This is a genomic window from Marinobacter sp. DSM 26671, from assembly GCF_900112835.1.
Lineage (GTDB): Bacteria > Pseudomonadota > Gammaproteobacteria > Pseudomonadales > Oleiphilaceae > Marinobacter > Marinobacter flavimaris.
Window position 1 is genome coordinate 1 of sequence record NZ_FONF01000007.1, and the last position, 24,810, is coordinate 24,810.

21 protein-coding genes and 2 pseudogenes are annotated in these 24,810 nt (G+C 57.6%); 10 read left to right on the plus strand and 13 right to left on the minus strand.

Features of this window, described 5'->3' with window-relative positions; translation table 11 throughout:
- Positions 1-368: 368 nt before the first annotated feature.
- Together BM035_RS09490 and BM035_RS09495 are read right to left on the minus strand one after the other, a co-directional pair.
- Positions 369-1,574 carry a sensor domain-containing phosphodiesterase gene (locus BM035_RS09490; RefSeq protein WP_092031409.1) on the minus strand — a complete coding sequence of 402 codons (1,206 nt, stop codon included), beginning with the start codon at positions 1,572-1,574 and terminating at the stop codon, positions 369-371.
- A 134-nt stretch (positions 1,575-1,708) separates the two neighbouring features.
- Positions 1,709-2,392: a response regulator transcription factor gene (locus BM035_RS09495; RefSeq protein WP_092031413.1), complete on the minus strand. Its 684-nt coding sequence runs from the start codon at positions 2,390-2,392 to the stop codon at positions 1,709-1,711.
- 346 nt (positions 2,393-2,738) lie between these two features.
- On the opposite strand from BM035_RS09495, the gene BM035_RS09500 reads away from it, so the two are divergent.
- Both BM035_RS09500 and BM035_RS09505 read left to right on the plus strand, forming a co-directional pair.
- Entirely contained in the window at positions 2,739-3,674 is a 936-nt protein-coding gene (locus BM035_RS09500; RefSeq protein WP_092031416.1) for a M14 family metallopeptidase, read from the plus strand.
- Positions 3,675-3,751: 77 nt separating this feature from the next.
- Positions 3,752-4,138, plus strand: a complete 387-nt coding sequence (locus BM035_RS09505; RefSeq protein WP_092031418.1) for a phosphate-starvation-inducible protein PsiE — start codon at positions 3,752-3,754, stop codon at positions 4,136-4,138.
- On the opposite strand, the gene BM035_RS09510 is transcribed toward BM035_RS09505, so the two are convergent.
- Together BM035_RS09510 and BM035_RS09515 are read right to left on the minus strand one after the other, a co-directional pair.
- Positions 4,135-4,941: a substrate-binding periplasmic protein gene (locus tag BM035_RS09510; RefSeq protein ID WP_092031421.1), complete on the minus strand. Its 807-nt coding sequence runs from the start codon at positions 4,939-4,941 to the stop codon at positions 4,135-4,137. The two genes, BM035_RS09505 and BM035_RS09510, sit on opposite strands and share 4 nt — an antisense overlap.
- A 49-nt stretch (positions 4,942-4,990) precedes the next feature.
- Positions 4,991-6,067 (minus strand): TauD/TfdA dioxygenase family protein, encoded by a 1,077-nt coding sequence (locus BM035_RS09515; RefSeq protein WP_092031423.1) that lies wholly within the window; start codon positions 6,065-6,067, stop codon positions 4,991-4,993.
- A gap of 247 nt (positions 6,068-6,314) precedes the next feature.
- On the opposite strand from BM035_RS09515, the pseudogene osmF reads away from it, so the two are divergent.
- The 6 genes and pseudogenes from osmF (at position 6,315) to BM035_RS09540 (ending at position 11,442) form a co-directional block, all read left to right on the plus strand.
- Positions 6,315-7,180: pseudogene (gene osmF, locus BM035_RS09520) on the plus strand (glycine betaine ABC transporter substrate-binding protein OsmF).
- Between the two features lie 36 nt (positions 7,181-7,216).
- Entirely contained in the window at positions 7,217-8,371 is a 1,155-nt protein-coding gene (locus BM035_RS09525) for an ABC transporter permease (protein WP_092031720.1), read from the plus strand.
- 20 nt (positions 8,372-8,391) lie between these two features.
- Positions 8,392-8,733, plus strand: a pseudogene (locus BM035_RS22950) (ATP-binding cassette domain-containing protein); the annotation flags it as partial.
- A gap of 88 nt (positions 8,734-8,821) precedes the next feature.
- Positions 8,822-9,340 carry a hypothetical protein gene (locus tag BM035_RS22955; RefSeq protein WP_254775455.1) on the plus strand — a complete coding sequence of 173 codons (519 nt, stop codon included), beginning with the start codon at positions 8,822-8,824 and terminating at the stop codon, positions 9,338-9,340.
- Complete coding sequence (locus tag BM035_RS09535) at positions 9,340-10,083, plus strand: ABC transporter permease (protein ID WP_092031426.1); 744 nt, start codon at positions 9,340-9,342, stop codon at positions 10,081-10,083. Before BM035_RS22955 ends, BM035_RS09535 begins: the two co-directional genes overlap by 1 nt.
- 87 nt (positions 10,084-10,170) lie before the next feature.
- On the plus strand, positions 10,171-11,442 hold the full coding sequence (locus BM035_RS09540) for an MFS transporter (protein WP_092031429.1): 1,272 nt from the start codon (positions 10,171-10,173) through the stop codon (positions 11,440-11,442).
- Between the two features lie 18 nt (positions 11,443-11,460).
- On the opposite strand, the gene BM035_RS09545 is transcribed toward BM035_RS09540, so the two are convergent.
- Genes BM035_RS09545 through BM035_RS09560 form a run of 4 tightly spaced genes read right to left on the minus strand, consistent with a single transcriptional unit; the run spans position 11,461 to position 15,523 of the window.
- On the minus strand, positions 11,461-13,446 hold the full coding sequence (locus tag BM035_RS09545) for a hypothetical protein (protein ID WP_092031431.1): 1,986 nt from the start codon (positions 13,444-13,446) through the stop codon (positions 11,461-11,463).
- A 20-nt stretch (positions 13,447-13,466) separates the two neighbouring features.
- The gene (locus BM035_RS09550; protein ID WP_092031434.1) at positions 13,467-14,084 is read right to left on the minus strand and encodes a TPM domain-containing protein; all 618 of its coding nucleotides are present in this window, start codon (positions 14,082-14,084) and stop codon (positions 13,467-13,469) included.
- A gap of 60 nt (positions 14,085-14,144) precedes the next feature.
- Positions 14,145-14,906: a TPM domain-containing protein gene (locus tag BM035_RS09555; protein ID WP_092031436.1), complete on the minus strand. Its 762-nt coding sequence runs from the start codon at positions 14,904-14,906 to the stop codon at positions 14,145-14,147.
- Entirely contained in the window at positions 14,906-15,523 is a 618-nt protein-coding gene (locus tag BM035_RS09560; protein WP_092031439.1) for a LemA family protein, read from the minus strand. Before BM035_RS09560 ends, BM035_RS09555 begins: the two co-directional genes overlap by 1 nt.
- A 609-nt stretch (positions 15,524-16,132) precedes the next feature.
- On the opposite strand from BM035_RS09560, the gene BM035_RS09565 reads away from it, so the two are divergent.
- Positions 16,133-17,068 (plus strand): alpha/beta fold hydrolase, encoded by a 936-nt coding sequence (locus BM035_RS09565; RefSeq protein WP_092031440.1) that lies wholly within the window; start codon positions 16,133-16,135, stop codon positions 17,066-17,068.
- 101 nt (positions 17,069-17,169) lie between these two features.
- Positions 17,170-18,420: a hypothetical protein gene (locus BM035_RS09570; protein WP_092031443.1), complete on the plus strand. Its 1,251-nt coding sequence runs from the start codon at positions 17,170-17,172 to the stop codon at positions 18,418-18,420.
- A 196-nt stretch (positions 18,421-18,616) separates the two neighbouring features.
- Here the strand turns inward: BM035_RS09570 and BM035_RS09575 are convergent, their stop codons facing one another.
- The 5 genes from BM035_RS09575 to BM035_RS09595 form a co-directional block, all read right to left on the minus strand.
- Entirely contained in the window at positions 18,617-20,305 is a 1,689-nt protein-coding gene (locus tag BM035_RS09575; protein WP_092031446.1) for an AMP-binding protein, read from the minus strand.
- Between the two features lie 52 nt (positions 20,306-20,357).
- Positions 20,358-20,933, minus strand: a complete 576-nt coding sequence (locus tag BM035_RS09580) for a peroxidase-related enzyme (RefSeq protein WP_092031449.1) — start codon at positions 20,931-20,933, stop codon at positions 20,358-20,360.
- Positions 20,934-21,080: 147 nt separating this feature from the next.
- Entirely contained in the window at positions 21,081-21,989 is a 909-nt protein-coding gene (locus BM035_RS09585; RefSeq protein WP_092031451.1) for a hydroxymethylglutaryl-CoA lyase, read from the minus strand.
- The gene (locus BM035_RS09590; protein WP_092031454.1) at positions 21,989-23,998 is read right to left on the minus strand and encodes an acetyl/propionyl/methylcrotonyl-CoA carboxylase subunit alpha; all 2,010 of its coding nucleotides are present in this window, start codon (positions 23,996-23,998) and stop codon (positions 21,989-21,991) included. The genes BM035_RS09585 and BM035_RS09590 overlap by 1 nt, the downstream gene beginning before the upstream one ends.
- 2 nt (positions 23,999-24,000) lie before the next feature.
- The gene (locus tag BM035_RS09595) at positions 24,001-24,807 is read right to left on the minus strand and encodes an enoyl-CoA hydratase-related protein (RefSeq protein ID WP_092031456.1); all 807 of its coding nucleotides are present in this window, start codon (positions 24,805-24,807) and stop codon (positions 24,001-24,003) included.
- Between the last annotated feature and the right edge of the window lie 3 nt (positions 24,808-24,810).

A 24,810-nucleotide genomic window follows, 5' to 3' on the forward strand; every position in this document is an offset into this window, starting at 1 on the left:
GGGCGATGCGGAACGCGCCGAGTGGTTGTCACGGCAGACCCGTCAGCGCAGTTACGAGGCGGAGGTGTTGAGTGTGATCGAGGGCCTGCGCTCGCACATGCCGCTGCGGTCGAGACGGCAGTGCACGAAATGAAAGCCAAGGGAGTGGCGTTTGTCCAAGATGCTTGCACTGAACCCTGGGGGCAGACAGTTGCAAGATTCATAAGCCCCGAAGGTGTTTTGGTGGGGCTGAATCATACGCCTTGGCTTCATGAATGACGCCTGACTATCTCGCCAAATTGGCCTATGGTGCAGCACTGCGATCACGTAAATAATAGTGCTGCTAGGCTACCAGAGTAAGCTTGGATGAAATTACCCGCTGGTTCGATTTATTGATTTGCATGGCCTTGTACGTCCAGTTTCAAAGGCAGTGGGCCGGGTTTGGCAAAGTAGTAGCCTTGGCCGTAGGCAACACCCAGGGATTTGAGAGTTTCCATTTCTTCAGCTCTTTCGATGCCTTCGGCGACAACGAGCGCGCCGGTTCGAGAGGCAAACTCGGAAACTGCGGACACCATTGCCTGTTTGGCTGGGTCTCTGTGAATGTTGTCATTGAGCTGAAGGTCAAGTTTCAGGATATCAGGGCGCAGTTCGAGGATACGATTGAGGCCAGAGTAGCCGGCTCCGACGTCATCAATAGCTACCTTTGCACCCAGCGCTTTCAAGCGATCAACAACCAAGCGCAGGGGTTGAAAATCCGAGACCATTTCGTGTTCCGTGATCTCGAAGACAACCTGATCAAGATTCAGAGTGCGTGCGATTTCGGTAAAACTTTCCGAGAGTAAAGTCTTAGGCGCGAGATTGATAGTCAAATAAGTACCATCTGGCAGGTGATCAGCCAACGCCAGAGCCTCCTGCATTGCCCTGATTTCTAACTCAATGCCCAGGCCGGTCTCCCACGCCTCATTGAACCACTTGTCAGGGGTGCGCTTAGGCTCTGATGAAAAACGGGCAAGAGCCTCGGCAGCAACGATTTTGCCGCTTGAGAGATTCACGATGGGCTGATAAACCACGCTTGGCGATTCATTATCCAAAACGTGCTCGATACGCCGACGTTTTACCCGCTGGTCTTCGGTTATCCCTCTTTGTCTGGCGATGTGCGCACTGAGTATATCGGCAAGGACCGACAGAAACTGCACGTCTCTTGGGCCGAGGTCTGAGCTGTCTTTGTTGATGCAACACAGCGTTCCGTAAATTTCTCCGTCCGGGAGAACAATGGGTACACCAACATAGCTACCGATATTTAGAGCTCTTGTTACCGTCAAGTCACGAACTGCTGGGTCGTTTCTCGCGTCATTCACGATGTTTGAGATTTTTTCATTTACCATGCGATGACAATAGGTGTCCTTGAGCGGAAAGCTATCCCCCTCCTCGAGCTTGCATTCGTCGTTGCTTTGGGAGATGCGGCTGAAGACTTTACGATCGCCCTGGAATTCCGCAACGAAACTGATATCAGAACCCAGCCTGTCCCTTGCAGCTTCTATGACAGCAGCAAGAAGGTCTTGAGTGGAAGATTGATAGGTGCCCGGTAAACTCATGATGTGTCTTATCTGAATACAGGTTAGATCGGGCTTAGTTTAAGAGTTAGGAAGGGGCACAGGTATTGTTAAGTGCGGATCGTGACAAAAGATTACAATTAAGTTGGTGCCAAGAGGTTTTAACCTCAATGTGTTTAATCTGTAGGCGAGGTCAGTCGGTAGCCCTGTTGATAGACAGCGTTCAGGCTCCAGCCCGTTGTTTCAGTCTGCAGTTTGCGGCGCAAACGACTGATATGGTTGTCTATAGTGCGAGTCGTTAATTCGCCGGTTTGGCCCCAAACAGCAGCTAAAACCTGATCGCGTCGCACCAGCACATCGTGATTCTGGAAAAGGTAATAGGCCAGATCGAATTCTTTTCGTGTCAACGGTAATTGCTCATTACCCAGAAAAAGTTGTTTGCGAGGAGCATCAAAACGATAGGGGCCGAATGTTTTGCTGCTGCGGTCCTCGCGAGCTGATATTCTTCGTTTGATAGCTTGCAGCCGCGCAAGTGTCTCACCACGGGATAAGGGTTTTTTCAGGTAATCATCTGCTCCCGCTCGCAGGGCCTGCACGACATCTTCCTCAGCAAGCCGAGCTGTGGAAAAGACGACGGCGATATCGTAACCGTATTCCGCACGAATCCAGGACATAACTTCGAGGCCGCTGCCGTCGGGCAAGTTCCAGTCAAGAATCACGGCATCAGGGCGTTTCTTTCTTACAAGCTGAAAAAAACGTGAAACGCTCTGTTCCGAGTCTACGTTGTAGCCTTCCTGCTGAAGCCAGAGTGCCAGGGTTTGGCTTAATTCGTTGTCGTCTTCGAGAATCCCTACTCGCATGCCCAAGCCACGCGCTCCCTCTTCCGATATCGTTCAAAAGTACCCAAAAACCACGGGCTTTGCCAATTGGCCCATCTGTTCTAGTATTGCTTTCCATTGCCATGCTTGGACTGTCATACGTCAGAAGCCATCGGGTAGACGTGAGGCTCGCAAAATGACTAAATGGGAGCCCCTGGTATAGATGGAATAGCTGGCTTAGTTTAATTTAGCTCCGTTGGCTTTAGGTTTCTAAAAATGCACGAAAGGCGAAGACCCACCCAGAGAGGTGGTTTTTTTCTTTCTGCCGATCAGAAATCTGCTTGCTTGACGCACATTAAATTCGCGGCTTCCGGAGAGAAAAGTCGACATGAATAGAAACGCTGCACCCTATCCAATCGGCACCCCCGGCACTCCCTGGGGCGATGCGGAACGCGCCGAGTGGTTGTCACGGCAGACCCGTCAGCGCAGTTACGAGGCGGAGGTGTTGAGTGTGATCGAGGGCCTGCGCTCGCGCTTTGACGTGGAAGAGTACGGCGCTCTGGATTACGGCCCGGATTACTATCCGCTGATGGCGATTCGCAGCCGCGGCTGGAATAACGATCTGCCGGTGGTGCTGATAACCGGCGGGGTTCACGGGTATGAAACCAGTGGTGTGCATGGCGCGCTACAGTTCCTGGATAAGCACGCAGCGGATTATGCCGGCCGCGTGAACTTGCTGGTTGCGCCCTGTGTCAGTCCCTGGGCGTATGAGCGCATTCATCGCTGGAACTATAATGCGACTGATCCCAACCGTTCATTCCACGAGGGCAGTCGGGCGGAGGAGTCAGCCGCACTTATGCGATTGGTAGCGCCTGTTCGTGACAGTGCCCTGATTCATATCGACCTGCACGAGACCACCGATACCGACGAATCGGAGTTTCGCCCGGCGCTGGCTGCCCGCGACGGCAAGCCGTTCGAGCCGGCCGGGATTCCCGATGGCTTTTATGTGGTCGACGACAGCGAGAACCCACAGCCTGAATTCCAGCAGGCATTGATCAGGGCGGTGGAGCAGGTGACGCATATTGCGCCGGCCGATGACAGCGGCGAGATCTTCGGCTCCCCGGTGGTCGCCAGGGGCGTGATCGCGTATCCGCTCACGCAGTGGGGGCTGTGCGCCGGTATTACGAGTGCGCCCTACCGGACCACCACCGAGGTTTACCCTGATAGCCCACGTGTAACCCCCGCGCAATGTAATGCCGCGCAGGCTGCGGCGGTATGTGCGGCAATTGACTATGGGTTGGCTCATCGCGGAACCGCACTTTAATCAATGTGATCGGCGTAGGCTGATTACTTGGCTAGACTTTCCGAAGAGACAGACCCTAAAACAGCAAGGCAAACCCCATGGATGCTTCCGAAAAGAAGTTGGCGCTTGGTCTTTTCCAGATAATCGAGCGCATTCTGTTGTTCATCGTTGTGTTGATGACACTCGGGGGCGTGGCCTTCGAGCTGCATTCGCTCTACATCGCCCAGAACATCAACCTTGCAGACATTCTGTTGATGTTCCTGTATCTGGAGGTCATCGGCATGGTGGCTGTGTTCTACTCGGATCGGCGATCTGCTTCTGTATTTCCCATTTTCATTGCCATCACCGCATTGGCCCGACTGATTATTCTTCAGGGCAAGGATATGGCGCCCGAGAATATTCTCTTCGAGGCCATTGCGATTCTGATTCTCTCCATCGCGGCGTTTGTGATGACCCGGCTCAACCAGCTCCGGAAAGATGATTAACCCGGTTCCGACAGATAGGGCTGTGCCAGGGTCTCAAGCTTTTCTTCTCTGAGTTCGCCGATGGCATCCCATATTTGCTCTGCAAGCTCCGGATTTGCCGCTTTGAACTCCCGCGAGAGCATCAGATAGTAGGGTTTGGTTTTCAGGGGTGGATCAATCCGGACAATGCCCGGGAGCTGATCGGCGTTACGGCTCAATAGGAAATCGGCGGTGACGGATTGCAGCGCAACGGCATGGACTCGTCCCGCGGTCAGCAGTTGGAGGCTTTGCCTGGAGCTGCGCACCTTCATCACGGAAACGCCCAGCTGTTCCAGATCGTTCACGATGGAGTAGCCCAGGGGCGCGCCAATCTCCAGGTCACTATCCTGGAACGTCTCGCCGGTCCAGCCAAGATCGGTATCTGGCAGGGCGTATAGATGATAGCTGATGGTGGTCAGTCGTCGGGTGGGGTCAACCTGTCCGTCACGCCGGGGGTATTCGCCTATTCGGGTGCGCGCAGCATTGTAAGAAGCATTGAAGATACCATCCACCTGGCCGGTTTCGAGCATGGCCAGACATCGTTTCCAGGGGTAGCGGCTGAATTTGATCCGCAAGCCCGGAATCCGTTCCTCTACCAACTTGACCAGCTCCACGGCCGCTCCGGGATTCACCAGAACCTTTTCGGTGTCACCCATGTAGTAGGGGAACTGGGTTTTATCCTCATAGGCAACATGCAGGACAGTTTCGGCAACCGCAGGCGGGGACGCAGCCAGTAGCAGGCAGAGGGGGAGCAGTGCGAGGTAAGACTGCACACGCGCTTTCATGGCAAAGTCCAGCAGATTGCAATAACAGGGTTATCTTAAACCGCCCCGCCTAGTTCTGCATGCGAATGTCGTCTTTCCAGCGAAAGCCTACGCCCCCGGCTTGCCACACGCCGTCTTTATTGAACGGGTGAGGACCGGCCATATTAATGTACTGCGGCAGGCCAAAGTGGGGCGCGAGGTTCCGCGGGGCCTTGATAGTTACCCGATCCATGATGCGCAGGCCCTGTTGCTCTGCCGGCAGGTGGGCCTCTGGCGAGGCACGATGGGCGACAGCCCAGTTGTCGATAAACAGCAGATCGCCGGTATCGTATTCGTAGCGAATGCCGTAGCCATCCCTGAAGGAGTCGTTCAGCAGATCATTGTAATCGTTGAACAGTTCCTTCATGGCGGTTTCGTCCAGCAACCGGAAGCTGTCCGCGGGGGCGGGCAGGGTTTTCAGCTGGTCAAGCGTCAGTCCTTCTTCCGGCAGTCGTTCAATCACCGCACCGGTCATGCCCAGATGCAGCCACACGCTTTTGCGGCCGGAAATTGGGTGGGTATGGACCACGGGGTGGGTCACGCTGGAAGCGGAGTTTACTGAGACCAGGCGCTCCCAGAGATCCTGCTTTTCCGGCGGGAGTGAATCAAACGCGGCGCCCTGGTGCGCGAAGTGGGTGCCGCCGCCGTTTTCCGGTGCGCGGGCCATGTAGTAAGCGCTGTGGGAGAAGGTAGCGGCTTCGAAACTGCCGTCGTTGTGCCACTGGGGGCCAACGCCGAGAATGCCCTGGCGGCCATCGTTCGAGCAGCGGAAGATGTGCCGGTTGCGGTCAGGCGTTGCAGGGTGAACACCGTGGGTGGAGTGGATCTCACGGCCGCCCCACCATTTGCAGGCATCGATCAGTTCATCAGGCGAAAGGCCGGATTGGTGCTTGAAGACAATGAACCCGCGATTTGCCATTTCCGCTTCCAGGGCCTTTATCGCCGGCTCTGGCAGCTGGTTGCGAACGTCTGCGCCGTAGATTTCAACGCCGATAGGGTCCAGCGGCTTGAGCGACAAGCCTTCCTGTTCGAGGAGGGCCACATTCTCCGGGTTCAGGGGCGCTACGGTGGAGGTCGGTTCGCGGGGTGTTTCCAGGGGCTGTGCCATAGTGATCGACTACCATGCTTCTCGCTTTGTAGACAGCGTAACCCGGGCGGCTTTTGGAACTCAAACCGGATGTGTCGATGGACACCTGTCCAATCAGTCGCCAGGCAAGTTTGCAGGGGCAAGACCAATTAGCGTTTGCCATCGTAGATGCGCCCTCTAGACTGATATAGGTAACTAAAAAACCAGAGGAATGGCCGTGACTCCCAAATCCTTTTTGCGCCGCACAGCGGCATTGATAGCGTTGGTAATGTCCGGATCGGTAATGGCTGCTGATCCTGTGGTGGTGTCTTCCAAAATCGACACCGAAGGCTCGGTGCTGGGGCAGATGGTGTTGCAGTCCCTGGAAGGGGCCGGTATTCCGGTTGAAAACCGGCTTCAGTTGGGTGGCACCAGCATTGTGCGCAATGCGATCAAGGCCGGCGAAATCGATATCTACCCCGAATACACCGGCAATGCCGCGTTTTTCCACGACCAGGCCGACCGGGATATCTGGAAGGACGCCGACAAGGCTTACCAGGAGGCTGCTCGCCTGGATAAAGAGGCGCACAACATTGTCTGGCTGCAACCGGCAGAGGCAAACAACACCTGGGCCATGAGCGTGCGGGGGATCTGGCGCGTGACAACAACCTGGCCACACTTGAGGACCTGGCCCGCTATATCAATGAAGGCGGTGCCTTCAAGTTTGCGGCCAGCGCCGAGTTTGTGGAATCCGCCAGTGCCCTGCCAGCCTTCCAGGAGGCCTATGGCTTCGAGCTTGAGTCCGACCAGCTGTTGATTCTTTCCGGTGGCAACACGGCGGCCACCCTCCGCGCGGCGGCGTTGAACAACAACGATGTGAACGGGGCGATGACCTATGGCACCGACGGTGGCCTGGATGCCCTGGATCTGAAGGTGATGGAAGATACCGCCGGCGTTCAGCCGGTCTATCAACCTGCACCCATCGTGCGTGGCGAGGTGCTGGAAACCTATCCGCAGATCCGGGAGGTGTTGACCCCCATCTTCGAGTCGCTGGATCTCGAAACGCTGCAGCGCCTGAATGGCCAGGTGGCCGTGAACGGTGTGCCGGCGGACACCGTTGCCCGGGATTACCTGGATTCCCTGGCCCAGGACTGAGGTTTGTCGATTCTCAGCTCCGTTTCCCCGAACTCCATGCCGAACCGTGTCCTGCCCGTGCTGGGGTTGCTGGCCCTGGCACTGGTCTGGCTTCTGGATCTGGGCGTTATTCAACCCAACCGGATCGTTCCTGGTACCGGGCATGGTCTTTGGTCGGCGGTAGGCGGAGCAGGGGCTGGGCTGGTGTCACTGATTCTGGCGGGCTGCGTTGTGCTGTCTCTTCTGCCGGTGCGCCGTCGGTACCTGCCGCTCCTGGCTCTGGTGGGCCTCTCTCTGGCATTGATGCCACTGCTGCTTGAGGTCTTCGCAGGCCGGCATCTGCCGGAAGACGCCCCCTATGCGCGATCGTCCATCGGAGCCGGTTTCTGGTGCCTGCTGTTTTTGTTGTCCCTGATGCTGATCGAAATCCTGGGGCGCCTCGGAAGTGGCCGAGGGCTGCAACTGCTGATCCTGGCGGTTATCAGTGGAAGCTGGCTGTGGTTCCTGCGGGGTGACGGCCTGGAGAGTCTGTCTCTGGTTCGGGAGTTCAACGCCCGGCCGGATAAGTTTGAGCAGGCCTTCTGGACTCACATGGCACTGGCTTTCGGTGCGGTCGGCATCAGCGCCTGTCTGGCCTTTCTGCTGGCGCTGAAGATGATTCGCAGTGTGGCCTGGCGCCGGCCTATCCTCGGCGCCGTCAGTTTTCTCCAGACCATTCCCAGCCTGGCGGTGTTCGGCTTGCTGATCGCACCGCTCAGCGCGCTTGCGGCTGCTTTCCCGGCGCTTCAGGCCATGGGCATCCGTGGCATTGGCTGGGCGCCAGCGCTGCTGGCGCTGGTGGCCTACAGTCTGCTGCCGATGGTGCGCAATACCTTCGTCGCGCTTACCGAAGTGCCTGAAAGCCTGGCGGATGCCGGGCAAGGCATGGGCATGAACGAGCGGCAGCTGTTTTTCAAACTCAAGCTACCCCTGGCACTGCCGGTGATGGTGGAGGGCGTTCGCATCACCACGATTCAGGCCATCGGCCTGACGGCGGTTGCCGCGCTGATCGGCGCCGGCGGTTTTGGCAGCTTTATCTTTCAGGGCCTGGGGCAGGCGGCGATGGATCTGGTATTGCTTGGTGCGTTGCCCACCATCGCACTCGCTCTGCTGGCTGATGCGTTGTTCACCATGCTGGCGGCCATTCTCAAGCCGACACCGGCGACGGCCTGACAGGAAAAGGGTATGTCCGAATGATCGAACTGAAAAACGTAACCCGCCGCTTCGGCGATGCCGTGGCCGTGGACCGGATCAACCTGACGGTCGAAACCGGAGAAGTGTGCGTGCTGGTGGGCAGCTCAGGCTGCGGCAAGTCCACCACTTTGCGAATGATCAACCAGTTGTTGCCCCACAGCGAGGGCGAGATCCTGGTAGATGGCAAGGACGTTACCGCCATGAACCCGGAGCAGCTGCGGTTGAATATGGGGTATGTCATCCAGGGCACGGGCCTGTTTCCGCACTGGACGGTGGCCCGCAACATCGCCATGGTGCCCCAGCTTCTGAAATGGCCCCGCGAGCGGATCGACGAGCGCGTGCATGAACTGCTGACGCTGCTGGATCTTGACCCGGCCACCCACGCCAACAAATATCCTCAGCAACTGTCCGGGGGGGCAGGCCCAGCGGGTGGGGGTTGCCCGGGCGCTGGCGGCCAACCCCAATATTCTGCTGATGGACGAACCCTTCGGCGCGCTGGATGCCATCACCCGGGAAAACCTGCAGTTGGAGATGTTGCGCATCCAGAGTCAGCTGCGGAAAACCACCGTGTTTGTGACCCACGATATCGACGAAGCCCTGAGGCTGGCGACCCGCATTGCCGTGATGGACCGGGGCCGCATCATCCAGCACGACACGCCGGAGAACATTCTCCGGCGGCCCGCGTCCGATTTTGTGGAGAATCTCGTGGGCAAGCAGGACCGGGGCCTGAAACTGATGAGCCTGCGCACTGTACGAGACCTGATGCAGAGCTACCCGCAGCCAAGGCGGCCTGAACCCGGCGCCGACGGCCTCAAGGAGGCCGACAGCCTGAGAGTGGCCCTCTCGATTATGCTCTGGCAGAACTGGAATCAGGTGCCGGTGTTCAATGCCGATGGCGAGGAAACCGGAACCATCACCCGCGAACGCATTATCCGGGAAGGTGCCTGATGCGGATCTGGTTGCCGCCTGTATCGCTGACCGCGCTTCTGTGTGCCCTGAGCGCCGGCATGCCGGTTCTGGAGCCGCTGTTCCAGTGGGTCCAGCCGGATAAACAGAACGTGATCTACGAGCGGGAGAGCTTCCTGTTTCTGCTTCAGAACCATCTGATGCTGGTGGTGATTTCCGCCTTTGTGGGAACCGTCGCTGCGGTAGCGGGCGGTATCTTCGCAACCCGCCCCTCGGGCCGGGACTTTCTGCCGCTGGTGAGCCAGATCGCGTCCATTGGTCAGACCTTTCCACCGGTGGCGGTTCTGGCCCTGGCGGTGCCGGTTCTCGGATTTGGTGAGGCACCGATTCTCGTGGCGTTGATTCTGTATGGCTTGCTGCCCATTCTCCGCAACACACTGGCGGGCCTTGAGGGAGTTGATGCCACCGTCCGGCAGGCTGCGCTGGGTATGGGCATGTCGTCTTTTCAGGTGTTGCTGCAGGTGGAGTTGCCGCTGGCGGGCAGGGTGATCCTGGCCGGCATCCGAACCTCGGTTACGATCAATATTGCCACCGCTGCCATTGGCTCAACGATCGGTGCCCGAACCCTCGGTGATCCGGTGATTGCGGGGCTGGTAAATGGCAACACGGCCTATGTGTTGCAGGGTGCGATTCTGATTGGCCTTTTGGCGCTCACGGTAGATAGCCTGTTTGAAGCCACTGAGCGGCTCTGGGATCGACGGTTTCTGCCCCAGACTGCAGGCTGATAGCTGCGCCCCGGCTGGCCGGTGCTTTAAATACCTTGCTTTGATGTCTAGGCTGATAGGGATGCACAGCGCAAAGAGCACAACCGAATGAAGTTTCCTTCGAGCACGTCATTTGCACTCCTGGGCGCCGCACTGATCGCGATCAGTTACGGGCTGGCGCGTTTTGCGTTTGGTTTGTTTGTTCCCCCTATCCGGGAAGACCTGGGGCTGGCGCCGGATGTGATCGGTGTGATCGGTGCTCTGCCACTGATCAGTTTCGTATTCGCTACCCTGATTGCGCCGCTCTCGGCAGATCGGCTCGGTGCCCGAAACACCGCCATGGCGTCCGGTATTTTTGGTGTTGTCGGCCTGGCGCTGATCAGCCAGTCCGTGGGGGCCGTTTCCCTCGGTGTTGGTGTTGTCCTCTGTGGCATCTGTACCGGCCTGATGATGCCGGCGCTCACGGCAGCCATGCAGGCGCTGGTGAGGCGCTCTCTGCATGGCCGGGTCAGCTCTGTGATGAACGCGGGCACCAGTATTGGTGTGGTAGTTGCTGTGCCAACAATTCTGTTTCTGGCCGGGGCCTGGCGCTATGCCTACGCTTCCTTTGCGGTTCTGGCCGTCATCGGAGTGATTGCCACCTGGTTCTTAATTCCCTCCGTGTCACGTGTTGTGCCTGCGAATGCGGCACCGGCGCAGCCCATCAGTGCCGATCAGTGGTGGCGCCTGCTCAGGCTCTCGCTGTTCGCTTTCATGATGGGCTTTGTCTCGGCCGCCTACTGGATCTTCGCGCCCGACCTGGTGGTCAATCTGGGCGCCATGCCTTCTGACGCCACCGGCTGGCTGTGGTTGGGTGTTGGCATTGCCGGTCTGGGCGGCGCGGTGGTGGCCGATCTGGCCGACCGCAACAATCCTCCGATCACCCAGGCCCTGATGCTGATGATGCTGGCTGCCAGCCTGGCGTTGCTGGCCGCGAGCCCCGACAACCTGTTGATTTCTGGCTTCTCGGCGCTGGTCTTTGGCCTGGCCTACATGAGTCTGACCGGCCTGTACCTCATGACCGGCATCCGGCTGCTGCCGGGGCGGCTCTCCATGGGTCCGGTGCTGCCATTTATGGCGGTGTCCCTGGGGCAGGCGGCGGGCTCACCCGTGGTCGGTGTGCTGGTAAGCGAGGTTGGTTATGCTGATGCGTTTGCCATGTTCTGCACAATCGGCATTGTCGTGGCCATGCTGTCTCCGCTTTATCCGCGCTACCTGGAATACGAGCCGGAGGAGGAGACCGAAGAGGATACCGGCCTGCAGGCGGCCTACGACTATCAGCTGCAAGGCGAAGAAGGCGAGCCGCTGTCGCCGGTCACCGGTAAGAATGAGAGCTACTGAGGTGCCCGGCTCGAGTCTTTACTCCGCTGATCCCTCGGTGGGCGCCGCCCAGCTGGTGTAGCCCAGGTCCATCACCCGGGCGACCTCCTCATCGGGTATCGCCGAGAGATCGCCCAGCTCCAGCGTGTCGTAGTGGAAGGCGTACAGTCTGGAAGTGAATTCCGCCACAGGCAGGGAGGCTTCGCCGCGAACTTCGCCATTGCCGTAGGTTGAGCAGGTAATACCCTGGCCCCAATCCTGGCCGCTGTCGTTATTCGGGTTGAAAAAATACACCCGCATCTCGTTTTTCGGGCTCAGGGCGACCCGCAGTATGTTGATGGCGTGGCGGCCCACGAAACGTGCGGCGCTGTCCGTCACGGCAATACCCGCAGGTTGGGCGTGAATCACCGGCATGTTGCCGTTGTAGAAGGGGTGGTAGCTGGCATAGAAATACCGGATAAAGTCTTTATAGTCCTGTATCTCACCGGTTTGCACATCGGCCACCACGCGGAAGCCGTGGCTTACCCACCAGCCGTAGAACTCCGGGTTGATCCAGCGGTGGGCATCGTCATCGCGGTTTTCACAGCGGCGCCACATTTCGCCGTAGATGCGATCCAGATGAGGAATGAGAACCAGCGATACCGGGTCCACGTCCACCGGTGTGCCTTTCACCAGCCCGGGTTCCAGATTCCTGGAGGACACTTCCTGGCCTTCGAACCGGCTCAGCACCTCATTGTCCCTGGCAGCCCAGGTCAATACCTGAAGCAGGTAGTCGGCCTCGTTCGACGCCCACATGGAAAGACCGATGGCAGATTGGCAGGTGGGGTTGTTGCCCTGGCCAACACCCAGCGGCTGACCCAGCAGATTGATAACCCCGGCAAGCAGGAACACCCTCGGCGGGCGTGCATCGCCGAATGCTTCTACGAGGGTCTGTTCGGTTTCCGCAGAGGGGCGAAGATTGATTTGCCGCCACAGGGCCTGGGCAACGGAGGGGGTAAACAATGACCCGCGCTCCAGCATCATGGTAAGGCCGTAAACGGCCTGGCAGGTTTCCGGGTAGATGGCTTCGTCAATCAGGGCATGAACGAGCTCGGTGTAACAGTAGAGATCGTCCAGGCCGGTCATGGTCAGGCCCAGTGTGTTGGGTATCAGGTCGTCCTGACCAGTGCTGCGCAGGAACCGGAGCATCACCGCGTGATAGGGAGAAGCCAGGCCGGTATCGAACATACTCCGGGCAAAGTAGGTGGCCTCTGAGGAGAGTGCCACGTCGTCCATGTCTTTCAGGCGTTGTTCATAGACGGCAAGCCCCGGATCCTCGGAGCTGGCGGGTGTGGGAGCAAACAGGGCCTTTACCAGCCGGGTGGCGTCGGAATTGCGTCTGGTTCTGATGGTCGGGTCGTACAGGCACTTGGCGATCTGCCCGATCATCTCGCAGATGCTGTCCACCTGAACCGGCCCCTGATCCAGCAAACGCCACACTTCGGCCACCAGGCTGTCCAGCAGGCTTTCGTACCCCAGGTGGGAGATCAGATACCGGTAGAGTTCCTGAACAATCATCCCGAGCTGTTTCGGGCGTTCCCGGTCGGCTTCGGTGAGTTGACCAGAGAGCAGGTCCAGATTCAGGGCCATCACCTGGGTGAGGAAGTGTCGTGCCTGCTCGGCGGAAATGCCGGGATGGAAATAATCGCCACGGGAGACGGCCAGCATGCGCAGCTCGCTGATGGCCTCCACGATGGTGGTGACCGCACCGGCCTCCCGCAGGGAGTGCTTGGCCAGTGCCGGCTGCAGGATGGCCGGTTGAGCCCAGTCGCTGGTGCCGAAAATACCCGCGGATTCCAGCGAGCGGACCCGCCGGTACAGGGCATCGAAGCCCCCGGGCAGGGTCATCAGCATACGCGCGCGCTCCAGAAGCGCCAGGCTGGACGCTTTTGGATCAGAACGTCGGGCGCGGGCGAACTCGGCCAGCGCCATATCCAATTGCATCAATGCCGGCTTGAGCGCAGGATCCGGGTCTTGTCGCTCCATAGCGTAGGCTCCCTTTTCCGTCAGGGCAGAATCACGAGATGATTGGGCAGTTCATTGCGCTCGTGGGTGGCGGGCACGTGTTCTTTCAGCAGTTTGCCGCAGGCGGCAATGCAGTCAAGAAACCCTTGCCGTGTCTGCCCCTGATGCACTTTTGCGGTGAAGTCTGTGACGATACTTTCCCATACCGAGTTGTCCAGCACATCGGCAATGCCCTGATCCACCAGAATCTCTACATAACGTTCCGCTTCCGAGACGAAGATCAGCATGCCGGTGCTGCCTTCCGTGTGGTGCAGGTTCTGCTCAAGAAATTGCCGCCGCGCGAGATTGGACGCCCGCCAGTAGCGCACTTGCCGGGGAATCAGGCGGGTGTTTATACCCGGCATCCGGAACAGCAGACTGAGCAGCGCGAACGTGCCCCACTGAACCAGCATCAGCATGTCGGCGCCGAACCAGCTGCCGAAATAATTACAAATGCCTGGCACAAGTAATGCGAGAATGCCGGCCCAGACCAGTGGAATGTAATTGTAGTTATCCGCTTGTGCCGTCAGCACGGTGACCAGTTCGGCATCGGTTTCCCGTTCCACCTCATTGATGGCGGCGGTGACAGCTTCCTGATCGCTTTTGTCTAGTAGTGTCATGATTCGATAATTCTCATTGTCAGGTTAGGGGGTTCAGCTCGCTGGGAGTCCCGTGTAGAGCTACCAGCCACCGGAGGCCCCGCCGCCGCCGAAGCCGCCGCCACCTCCGCCAAAACCGCCACCACCAAAGCCTCCGCCGCCACGGCCGCCCATGGCACCACCCAGCAACGCCGCGCCCAACAGGGCTGCGCCACCGCGGCCACCACGGCCACCGCGACTGCCGATAAAAAACACCACTGCCATCATGATGATGAAGAACAGCGCGACCATGCCAGCTTTGGGTTTTTCCTGCAGTGCAACCGGTTGCTGACTCTGGGGAGCTGCCATGGGCTCGCCGCCGAGCACCTGAATCATGGCCGCGGCACCGTTAACAATACCGGACTGAAAATCCCCCTGACGGAAGGCAGGTGTAATAATGCGATTGATTATGACTGAGGAGTCAGCATCAGTGAGCCGGCCTTCAAGGCCATAGCCCACTTCGATGCGGATTTTGCGTTCTTCCTCCGCCACGATCAGTAGGGCGCCATTATCCTCGCCCTCCTGGCCGATGCCCCAGTGCCTGCCCAGCTGGTAGCCGTAATCCTCAATGGGATAACCCTGCAGGTTCGGCACGGTAACCACCACAACCTGTTCAGTGCTGGCCTGCTCGTGGGCCTGGAGCATCTGGCTCAGGCGCGCTTCCACCTGAGGAGGCAGCATTTCTGCGCGGTCTACCACCCGGCCGGTCAGCTCGGGAAACTCCGGCGTGGACTGGGCCCAGACGGTGGCCGGCAGCAGCACCAGCAATGTCAGCAACAGGTTTTTGTTCAACTGGAAAACCATCAGAATTCCACCGCGGGCGCTTCATCCGCGTTTTCTGTGGTGGCTTCGAAGTTGGCGCGGGGCTCCAGATCGCTGTACAGGATGCTGTACCAGATCTTGCCCGGGAAGGTGCGCAATTCGGTGTTGTAGCGCTCCACCGCCTGGATGAAATCCCGTCGCGCGACGGCAATGCGATTCTCCGTACCTTCAAGCTGGGATTGCAGGGCCAGGAAGTTCTGATTCGATTTCAGGTCCGGGTAGCGTTCAGACACCGCCATCAGTCGGCTCAGGGCGCTGCTCAGCTCACCCTGGGCCTGCTGGAACTGTTGCAGCCTCTGAGGATTGTTGAGGATGCTTTCGTCTACCTGGATCGACGTGGCCTTGGAGCGCGCCTCAATTACTGCGGTCAGGGTTTCCTGTTCCTGGGCCGCGAAGCCCTTGACGGTTTCCACCAGGTTGGGAATCAGATCCGCGCGGCGTTGGTACTGGTTTTCCACCTGGGACCAGGCGGCGGTGACTTTCTCATCGTAAGTGGGGATGTTATTGATGCCACAGCCACTGAGAAACAAAACAAGCGTGATCAGCGATGTCAACTGCCAGACGGTCCGCTGTTGAAACGGTTTGTGAAGGGTTGCCATAGTGCTCTGTCCCGATGGTGGTTGCGTGAATTAAGGGAAGATGCCGGGCCCGCGGGCGGAGGCATCAAACTACCCTCTTATTGGGGACAGGGCCAGTGTTTTCAAGGTGATCAGCGTTTTGTGCACCTGCTGTATGGCGATTTCGTACAGCAGCCCGGGCAAAACGGCAGGGCCGGCCAATCGCTGAGGTTTGGCTGGTGGGCTCGTTGCGGTCTACGCTGACACGAATGAATAGCGTTAAAGGGCATGGATGTTTTTCGGAGGTGGCATGAAGTTTCCCTCAAGCACGGTGTTTGCACTCTTGGGAGCGGCACTGATCGCGATCAGTTACGGGCTCGCCCGTTTCGCGTGTCACGCCCTCGAACGCAGCGCCCCCGCCTCCTCCGCGCTACATTGAGCGTGAGCCCGAGGAGGAAGTCGAGGATGAACCGGACTCCAGGCGGCGTACGATTACCAGCTTCAGAACGAGGATGGTGAGCCGTACAAGCTGGTCGCGAATGACGCTGAAAACCGGTAGCCTGGCAATGGCGGGAATTACTTCGTTTTCTTTACAGGCTTGCGTATCAAACGTTATTCACTGGGTATGCCATTATCAGGTCGGGCGACTTCATGATCATTATGCTTAAACGCACGCTTTACATCGTCCTTACGGTAATCCTGCTCATTTTTTCAGGAGTCGGATTGCAGAGTTATTTGGATGGCGTTCTTGAGCCTCCCTATGACCAGGACACGATGAGGCTTAACTATGAACGAATTGGAAGTGGCCCCGATAAGATCGTTCTTTTGCACGGATTGACGGGGTCCTTGAATTATTGGAAAAAGGGGCTGGGCGAGGTACCTGATTCCCAGTCGCTGTTGCTCATCGACCTGCTGGGTTTCGGTGACTCACCCAAGCCTAATGACGCCTACACGCTCGAGCAGCATTTAGGGGCAATTGAAAAAGTACTGCGAATTGAGGGCTTTGATTCCGGTGGATCCTTTGTCATGGGGCACTCGATGGGTGCAATCCTGGCAATCGGACTCGTTGCAAGGCACCCGGACTGGTTTGACGGGCTTGCCGCCATCGGCCTTCCCAATTATGCCGACGCAGACGAAATCAGAAACGGATTTGCGAAACAATCATTGTGGGACCGGGTTTCGGTGGATTCGAGATTCGAATTCGTTTGCTTCTTCCATCCTCTTTACCTGACAGAATGGTTTCGGCCGAAAAACCTCCCACAGGATATTTTCGAAGATGCCCGAAAACACACATGGGTAAGTTATTACAATTCCCTTGACGAAATTCTTGTCAAAACAGATCTATGGCGGTTGGGTTTGGCAGTTGGGGAAAAAAGGACACTGCTCATTCACGGCGAAAACGACATGTCTGCGCCGATAGAAAACGTAGCTGCATTGCTGCCTGCTTTCAGTAATGCACGATTTGAGCGGCTCGCGGGAGCAGGTCATCAGGTTTATCTGGCGGAGCCCGAAAGAATCTGGGGCTTGATTGAGGAGTTCAGGGGCAACGGCATTGCGACCTCGCTGGTGAGCGCTGACTCTCCTTAAGCTTCTCTTGACCTTCAAGACTGGCAGCATGGGGCACAGCCCCGCCCGGAAACGGGTTTTCTGCTGCCTGTTGATGTGTAATAAATAATACGGAACATATAATGAATATAGAATTACAGGGTTTGCTTGAAAAATATAAGTGCGATAAAGAGTCAGTATTCAATACCTGGTTTATCAATAACGATGAACGTTTGAAAGCCTTTCGCTCTATTCGTCGTGGGGTTCAGAAAGTAATACTGGATATTAAGACGAAAGAATTCGGTAACGATTACAAAGGCTCGTCCCTGGAGTTTGTCTTAAATTGTATTACCGAGCAAAAGCAGGTATTTATTGGGGCGTCACATGCATTCTACTGGAAACCAAAGCTTCGCATTCCAGATATTTATGAGAATGAAGAAAATAAGGTAATATTCGGCCAGTTTCTTGAAAACTGCTATAATGCTACAAGGGAAGATCAGATATTAAGGGAAATAATTCGACTTGATCAAAGAAAAATAAAAGGGCTCGGGCCTGCAGTGGTTAATATTCTGTATTTCCTCCATCCTGAGATTATTCCTCCATTCAATACTGCAATTGTTAATGGGTTTAACCACTTGTTCAAGGAAAATATCAAGCTTGGTTCGTGGCAGGAATACCTTCGTATGCGGGAGATAATTATAGGAAAAAACAGCCAGTACAGAGGCATGCTTTCCAGAGATCTCGGGGCATTTTCTGGCTTGCTGTTTGACATTGGCGTAAAAAAGCTTTTGGTTGGAGATGAGGGCGCTCTTTCTGATGATGAGAAGGTAAAAATAGAAAGGCTGCTTAAAAAACGACACAAAGAAGTTACAAATGAAAAAGAAGAGGAAGATCTGCATACAGAAATGCAATACCATCTCCTGAAAATTGGCCACTCGTTAGGGTATGATGTAATCAGCGCTTCAAATGATCGGTCAAGATGTCATGATGGCATTAGTTTTTCATTTATAAGTCTGCCAGGATTTCCTGATATAGGTGTTGATAAAGATACAAACAACACCATTGCGCTAATTGACGTGATTTGGTTTGAGAAAGGCACAAATAAAATTGTTTGCGCTTTTGAGGTTGAGAAAAGCACTTCAATATATTCCGGGATACTTCGGCTTACCGACTTGTACTTCTCATTTCCAGAAGATCCCTCCTCCCTGTTTCTTATCATTCCTGACAACAGAGAAAAGGAATTGGAGTTGCAGCTAAGTCGGCCAGCGATCAAGGGCAATAATATCGAAATTCATTATATTTTATTCTCTGACTTGCGTAAGCACTGTGATGCGATATGTACGTTTGGCGATAGCAAAGAAACTCTGAAGAAAATAGCTAAGGTGGCCAGTTGAGTCGGCGTATATCAAGGCCATGCTCCGGCTCAAAAGAAAGCAAGAAATGCTGCGAAGGCCGAGCGGCAAAGAAAATACGAATGGATTTTTATTAACGGCAGGAACCGCTGAAAGCTCTGGGTATCGGCGGTACGCCAGGAAGAACAAACCCCGACAAAGCCGGGGTCTGAGGTTTTCGCAAAGCAGCGAGGAGAAGTTACTTGTTCAACCCCATCTCCTCAATTGAGATCTCCCGCATCTTGAACTTCTGGATCTTCCCGGTGACAGTCATCGGGAATTCGTCCACGAACTTGTAGTTCTTCGGGATCTTGAAGTGAGCGATCTTGCCCTTGCAGAAGGCCTGCAGGTCCTCGGCCGTTACCGGCGCCGCGTCGGGAGCCAGCTTCACCCAGGCAATCAGCTCTTCGCCGTATTTGTCATCGGGAATGCCGGTTACCTGTACTTCTTCGATGGCCGGGTGGGTGTAGAGGAACTCTTCGATTTCTTTCGGGTAGATGTTCTCACCACCGCGGATGACCATGTCCTTGATGCGGCCAACGATCTGGATGTAGCCCTCTTCGTCCATGGTGGCCAGGTCACCGGTGTGCATCCAGCCAGCATCGTCGATGGCTTCGCGGGTTTTCTCTTCGTTGTTCCAATACTTCAGCATCACGCTGTAGCCACGGGTGCAAAGTTCACCGATCTCCCCGCGCGGAACCACGTTGCCGGTGCCTGGATCGACAATCTTGGTTTCCAGGTGCGGCTGGGTGCGGCCCACGGTGGTCACCTGCTTCTCGAACGGGTCCAGTGAGCTGGTCTGGGTGGAAACCGGGCTGGTTTCGGTCATGCCGTAGGCAATCTGAACCTCTTTCATGTTCATCTTGCCGTTAACCTTCTTCATCACCTCGGCCGGGCAAATGGAGCCAGCCATGATGCCGGTGCGCAGGGTGGAGAGGTCGTAGGTCTCGAACTCCGGCTCGGCCAGTTCGGCGATGAACATAGTAGGCACGCCGTACAGGGCGGTGGCCTTCTCCTGGTGCACGGCCTGCAAGACGGACTTGGGCTCGAAACCTTCGCCGGGGTAGATCATGGTGGATCCGTGGGTGATGCAGCCCAGGTTGCCCATGACCATGCCGAAGCAGTGGTACAGGGGCACCGGAATCACCAGGCGGTCTTTTTCTGTCAGGAGCTGGCTCTCGCCCACAAAGTACCCGTTGTTGAGGATGTTGTGGTGGGTGAGGGTGGTGCCTTTCGGGTTACCGGTGGTGCCGGAGGTGAACTGGATGTTGATGGGATCATCGAACTGCAGTTCGCCCTGGCGCTTTACCAGATCGTCCTGGGATACGTCGCTTGAGAAGCCGAGGAACTCGTTCCAGGTCCACATGCCGTCGTGCTTGTCTTCATGCACATTGATCACCGCCCGCAATTCCGGAACGTGGTCCGCCTTGAGCTTGCCTGGGGCGCTGCGCTTCAGCTCCGGGGCCAGCTCGTAGATCATTTCCCGATAGTTGGAGGCTTTGAAGCTGTCCGCGGTTACCAGGGTGGTGATGCCGGCCAGGTTCAGGGCGTACTGCAGTTCGTGAACGCCGTAGGCCGGGTTGATGTTCACCAGGATGGCGCCGACCTTGGCGGTGGCGAACTGGGTGACCGTCCACTCGTAGCGGTTCGGGGACCAGATGCCCACGCGGTCACCGCGTTTGACGCCGATGGCCATAAAGGCCCGGGCGGCTTCGTCAACTTTTTCAACAAACTCTTTGTAGGTCCAGCGAATATCCTGGTGCAGGCACACCAGGGCTTCGTTGTCCGGGTATTTTGCGGCGGTGCGGTCTAGCATTTCGCCGATGGTCATGCCCAGCAGGGGCTTTTCCGCGGTTCCGCTTGTATAACTTGGTAGAGTCTTGCTCATATCTCTGCCTCCATTGTTTTTGTATTCGAGGGCGAGCAGGGTGGTTTACCTGCTAGCGACTCTGACTGTGATATTCGGGGTTGGGTTGCATATCGCTGGCAATCGCCACGCGGTTGGACATGTTGTAGAAACCGATCAGGTTGCTGAGATCCCAGATGCCGCGGTCGCTCAGACCGGCATCCCGCAGGGCCTGGATGTGGTCTTCGGTAACGGTGGCCGGCGAGCGGGTAAGGTGGGATGCAAAATCCAGCATGGCCCGCTGGCGCTTGTCCAGCTTGGCGCTGCGGAAGTTCATCACCATGTGCTCACCCAGCTGGGAGTCGCCGCTCAGGACCCGCACGGCGGCGCCGTGAGCAACCAGGCAATAGAAGCATTTGTTCTCGGAGGAGACCACCACGGCGACCATTTCCCGCTCCAGTTTGGAGAGTTCCCCTTCACCGAGCATGAGTTCGTTGTAGAGGCGGGTGAAGCCTTCCAGCTGTTTAAGGTTCTGGCTGTAGGCGGTGAGTACGTTCGGAATCATGCCCAGCTTTTCCTGGCAGATCTGGAAGTACTTCCGGGTGTCTTCCGGCATGTCGCTGATCTCCGGGATCGGGAGATCCAGGGCGACTACGTTTTTATTACTCATTCTTGCTGACTCCTAGCCTTCAGGATTTGGTGCAGTGGCGAGCGGGTACGACTTCCCGGGACACGCTGTGAATACCTCCCTGTACGCTTGCCTGCAGCATCCATGCTGCAGACAGTCCCGGGAAGTCGTACCCGCTCACCACGTTAATCATTGGCAGTTACCGCCTAGCGCCTGTCCTACTTTGGAGCCATTTGCACGGTTCAGTTGGCCGCAGATCCAGTCGCCGGTTGCCACTAATTTTTCGAGATCAACACCTGTTTCTATACCCAGGCCGTTAAGCAGGTATAGCACGTCTTCGGTGGCGACGTTGCCGGAAGCGCCCTTGGCATAGGGGCAGCCGCCGAGGCCGGCGACGGAGGCGTCGATAACCGCAATGCCTTCTTCCAACACCGCGTAGAGGTTGGCCAGGGCCTGGCCGTAGGTGTCGTGGAAGTGGGCGGCCAGCTTTTCCAGGGGAACATGGGCGGCGACGGCTTCAAGCATGCGCTTGGCTTTGATGGGTGTGCCCACGCCGATGGTGTCGCCCAGGGAGATTTCGTGGCAGCCCATGTTGTAGAGGGCTTTGGCCACGGCAGCGACCTGCTCGGGAGCAATGTCGCCTTCGTAAGGGCAGCCCATCACGGTGGAAACATAGCCGCGCACGGGGATGCCGTGCTTGCGGGCTTCTTCCACTACCGGTGCAAAGCGTTCAAGGCTTTCGGCGATGGTGCAGTTGATGTTCTTTTTGGTGAAGGATTCGGACGCGGCGCCGAAGACGGCCACTTCGCCGACCTTCGCTGCCAGTGCCCCCTCAAACCCTTTCAGGTTCGGGGTGAGGGCGGAGTAGCGAACGCCAGCCTTGCGATTGATGCCGGCCATCACCTCGGCGGCGTCGCCCATTTGTGGCACCCATTTCGGGGACACGAAGCTGGCGGCCTCGATGTGGCTCAGGCCGCTGTCTGCCAGGCGGTCGATCAGTCCGGTCTTGATGGCGGTGGCGATCACCGGGCCGGGCTCGTTCTGGAGTCCGTCCCGGGGGCTCATCTCAACCAGGCGAACCTGTTTGGGAAAGGCCATCAGCCTGCCTCCTCTTGTTTCGCTTCAGGGTCATTCATCTCAATGGCAATTAGCTCAGCACCTTCGGAAACCTGGTCGCCTTCGGCGAAGAAGATCTCGGTGACCACGCCGTCGGCCGGGGCCTTGATGGCGTGCTCCATCTTCATGGCTTCCATGATCACCAGGCTCTGGCCGGCGGTGACCTTGTCGCCGACTTTGGCCTGCACGGCGACGATGGCACCGTTCATGGGCGCGGCCAGGCTGCCTTCGCCGGCCATTTCCTCGAAGCCGTAGCTTTCCTTGTACACGGTGCAGTTGAAGGTGTCGCCTTCGTAGAACAGCACCAACTGGTCGTTGTGCAGGTTGCCGTGGATGCTGATGCGGTGGCCGTTGATGACCGCCTGCAGATAATCGTCGTCCAGGCGGGCGGTGAGGTTATAGACGCTGTCGCCCACATACACCTGATAACGGTCATCACGCTCCAGTACCTTCAGGTCGTGAATCTCGTCACCGACCTGCAGTTGCAGCGGCTGGGCGTATTCTGAGTTCATGCGCCAGCTGTTCTGGCGGCCGAACGGTGACCAGGGGTCGGTGCTGACCACTTCCCGGGATTTTCGCTGCTCCAGAACAAAACCGGCGGCCAGTACCAGGGCTTTGTGGGTATCCAGTTTGGACTTCGGGAACAGCAGTTCCCGGTGATCCTCGATGAACCCGGTGGTCAAGTCTGCTTCCCGGAACGGCTGGGCGTCGGCCAGGGCGTGCAGGAACCGGATGTTGGTTTTCACGCCGGCAATGCGGTAATGCTCCAGGGCCTGGACCATGCGGTTGATGGCCTGGTCGCGGGTTTCGTCCCACACGATCAGCTTGGCGATCATGGGGTCGTAGTGGATGCTGATGTCGTCGCCTTCGGTCACACCGGTATCTACGCGCACGTGGGCGCTTTCATCCGGGGTGCTCAGGTAACGCAGGTTGCCGGTGGCCGGCAGGAAGTCCTGGTCCGGGTCCTCGGCGTAGATCCGCGCTTCCAGGGCGTGGCCCCGGGTTTTCACCTGGGACTGTTCCAGCGGCAGGGCATCACCCCAGGCCACTTTCAGCTGCCACTCCACCAGATCCTGGCCGGTAACCATCTCGGTCACCGGGTGCTCTACCTGCAGGCGGGTGTTCATCTCCATGAAGAAGAAGGAACCGTCGACGTCGTAAAGGAATTCAACGGTGCCGGCACCTACATAGTTGATGGCCTGGGCGGCGCGCACGGCGGCCTCACCCATGGCCTTGCGGGTGTCTTCGCTCAGGCCGGGGGCCGGGGCTTCTTCCAGGACTTTCTGGTGGCGGCGCTGCACGGAGCAGTCACGCTCTGCCAGGTAAACGCCCTTGCCATCCTTGTCGCAGAAGACCTGAATCTCCACGTGCCGTGGCTGGGTCAGGTAACGTTCGATCAGCATGTCGGGGTTGCCGAAGGCGTTCTGGGCTTCGCGCTTGGCAGCAGCCAGAGCATCGTCAAACTCGCCCATGTTGTTCACGACGCGCATGCCTTTGCCACCGCCGCCGGCGACAGCCTTGAGCAGCAAGGGGAAGCCGCATTTCTCGGCTTCGGCCCGCAGGGTTTCAACCGACTGGTCGTCGCCGTGGTAACCGGGCACCAGCGGCACGCCAGCCTTTTCCATGATGGCCTTGGCCGCAGACTTGGAGCCCATGGCGGCAATGGCCGAGGAAGGCGGGCCAATGAAGACAATGTTGTTGGCTTCACAGGCTTCGGCGAATGCGGTGTTTTCAGAGAGGAAACCGTAGCCCGGGTGAACGGCCTGAGCGCCACTCTTCTTGGCAATCTCAATGATCTTTTCAGCCCGCAGGTAGCTCTCGGAGCTGGGCGCGGGGCCGATGTGGAAGGCTTCGTCGGCCATGGCCACGTGCCGTGCATTGGCGTCGGCCTCAGAATAGACGGCGACGACGCGAATGCCCATGCGGTGGGCGGTTTGTATGATCCGGCAGGCGATTTCGCCCCGGTTGGCGATCAGTATCTTGCTGAACATTGTTATTCTTCCTCCGGAACCCAGTTGGCCTTGCGCTTGTTCAGGAAGGCGCTGAGCCCTTCCTGCCCTTCTTCACCCACCCGGATATCCGCGATGCGGTGTGCCGTGTCGTCAATCACGTCGTCGTTGATGGGCTTGTGGCTGACGGCGAATACCAGGTCCTTGGCGGCTTTCATGGCCTCGGGCCCGTTCATGGCCAGTTGCTGGAGCATGTCGTTGCAGCGGGCTTCCATGGCGTCGACATCGTCACAGACGATGTGTACAAGGCCGTATTCCTGGGCCTGCTTTGCCGTGAACACTTCGGCGGAGATGAAATACCGCCGGGCCTGGCGCTCGCCGATGGCGCGCACCACGTAGGGGCTGATCACCGCCGGAATCAGGCCGAGCTTCACTTCGCTGAGGCAGAAGCTGGATTTTTCGGTGGCAATGACGATGTCGCAGCAGGCGGCAAGGCCCACCGCGCCGCCGAAGGCAGCGCCCTGTACCAGTCCGATCACCGGCTTGGCCAGATGGTTGAGTACGTTCATCAGCCGCGCCAGTTCCCGGGAATCGTCCAGGTTTTCCTGGCGGCTGTTCTCGGCCATGCGGCGCATCCAGCCAAGGTCGGCCCCGGCGGAGAAGTGCTTGCCTTCGGAGCGCAGGATAACGATCTTCACGCTGTTGTCGGCATTCACCTCGGTGAGGGTGCTGATCAGCTGCTGGATGATCACGTCGTCAAAGGCGTTGCGTTTGTCAGGGCGGTTTAGAACCACCTCGGCAATGCCTTCGTCGCGACGTTTGAGCAGAACTGCGGATTCGTTGTCTGTCATGTC

What these genes read in the sequence shown, in the direction of transcription:
- BM035_RS09490 (WP_092031409.1), bottom strand. Translation starts at nt 1,574, where the DNA reads ATGAGTTTACCGGGCACCTATCAATCTTCCACTCAAGACCTTCTTGCT.
- BM035_RS09495 (WP_092031413.1), bottom strand. Translation starts at nt 2,392, where the DNA reads ATGCGAGTAGGGATTCTCGAAGACGACAACGAATTAAGCCAAACCCTG.
- BM035_RS09500 (WP_092031416.1), top strand. Translation starts at nt 2,739, where the DNA reads ATGAATAGAAACGCTGCACCCTATCCAATCGGCACCCCCGGCACTCCC.
- BM035_RS09505 (WP_092031418.1), top strand. Translation starts at nt 3,752, where the DNA reads ATGGATGCTTCCGAAAAGAAGTTGGCGCTTGGTCTTTTCCAGATAATC.
- BM035_RS09510 (WP_092031421.1), bottom strand. Translation starts at nt 4,941, where the DNA reads ATGAAAGCGCGTGTGCAGTCTTACCTCGCACTGCTCCCCCTCTGCCTG.
- BM035_RS09515 (WP_092031423.1), bottom strand. Translation starts at nt 6,067, where the DNA reads ATGGCACAGCCCCTGGAAACACCCCGCGAACCGACCTCCACCGTAGCG.
- BM035_RS09525 (WP_092031720.1), top strand. Translation starts at nt 7,217, where the DNA reads ATGCCGAACCGTGTCCTGCCCGTGCTGGGGTTGCTGGCCCTGGCACTG.
- BM035_RS09535 (WP_092031426.1), top strand. Translation starts at nt 9,340, where the DNA reads ATGCGGATCTGGTTGCCGCCTGTATCGCTGACCGCGCTTCTGTGTGCC.
- BM035_RS09540 (WP_092031429.1), top strand. Translation starts at nt 10,171, where the DNA reads ATGAAGTTTCCTTCGAGCACGTCATTTGCACTCCTGGGCGCCGCACTG.
- BM035_RS09545 (WP_092031431.1), bottom strand. Translation starts at nt 13,446, where the DNA reads ATGGAGCGACAAGACCCGGATCCTGCGCTCAAGCCGGCATTGATGCAA.
- BM035_RS09550 (WP_092031434.1), bottom strand. Translation starts at nt 14,084, where the DNA reads ATGACACTACTAGACAAAAGCGATCAGGAAGCTGTCACCGCCGCCATC.
- BM035_RS09555 (WP_092031436.1), bottom strand. Translation starts at nt 14,906, where the DNA reads ATGGTTTTCCAGTTGAACAAAAACCTGTTGCTGACATTGCTGGTGCTG.
- BM035_RS09560 (WP_092031439.1), bottom strand. Translation starts at nt 15,523, where the DNA reads ATGGCAACCCTTCACAAACCGTTTCAACAGCGGACCGTCTGGCAGTTG.
- BM035_RS09565 (WP_092031440.1), top strand. Translation starts at nt 16,133, where the DNA reads ATGATCATTATGCTTAAACGCACGCTTTACATCGTCCTTACGGTAATC.
- BM035_RS09570 (WP_092031443.1), top strand. Translation starts at nt 17,170, where the DNA reads ATGAATATAGAATTACAGGGTTTGCTTGAAAAATATAAGTGCGATAAA.
- BM035_RS09575 (WP_092031446.1), bottom strand. Translation starts at nt 20,305, where the DNA reads ATGAGCAAGACTCTACCAAGTTATACAAGCGGAACCGCGGAAAAGCCC.
- BM035_RS09580 (WP_092031449.1), bottom strand. Translation starts at nt 20,933, where the DNA reads ATGAGTAATAAAAACGTAGTCGCCCTGGATCTCCCGATCCCGGAGATC.
- BM035_RS09585 (WP_092031451.1), bottom strand. Translation starts at nt 21,989, where the DNA reads ATGGCCTTTCCCAAACAGGTTCGCCTGGTTGAGATGAGCCCCCGGGAC.
- BM035_RS09590 (WP_092031454.1), bottom strand. Translation starts at nt 23,998, where the DNA reads ATGTTCAGCAAGATACTGATCGCCAACCGGGGCGAAATCGCCTGCCGG.
- BM035_RS09595 (WP_092031456.1), bottom strand. Translation starts at nt 24,807, where the DNA reads ATGACAGACAACGAATCCGCAGTTCTGCTCAAACGTCGCGACGAAGGC.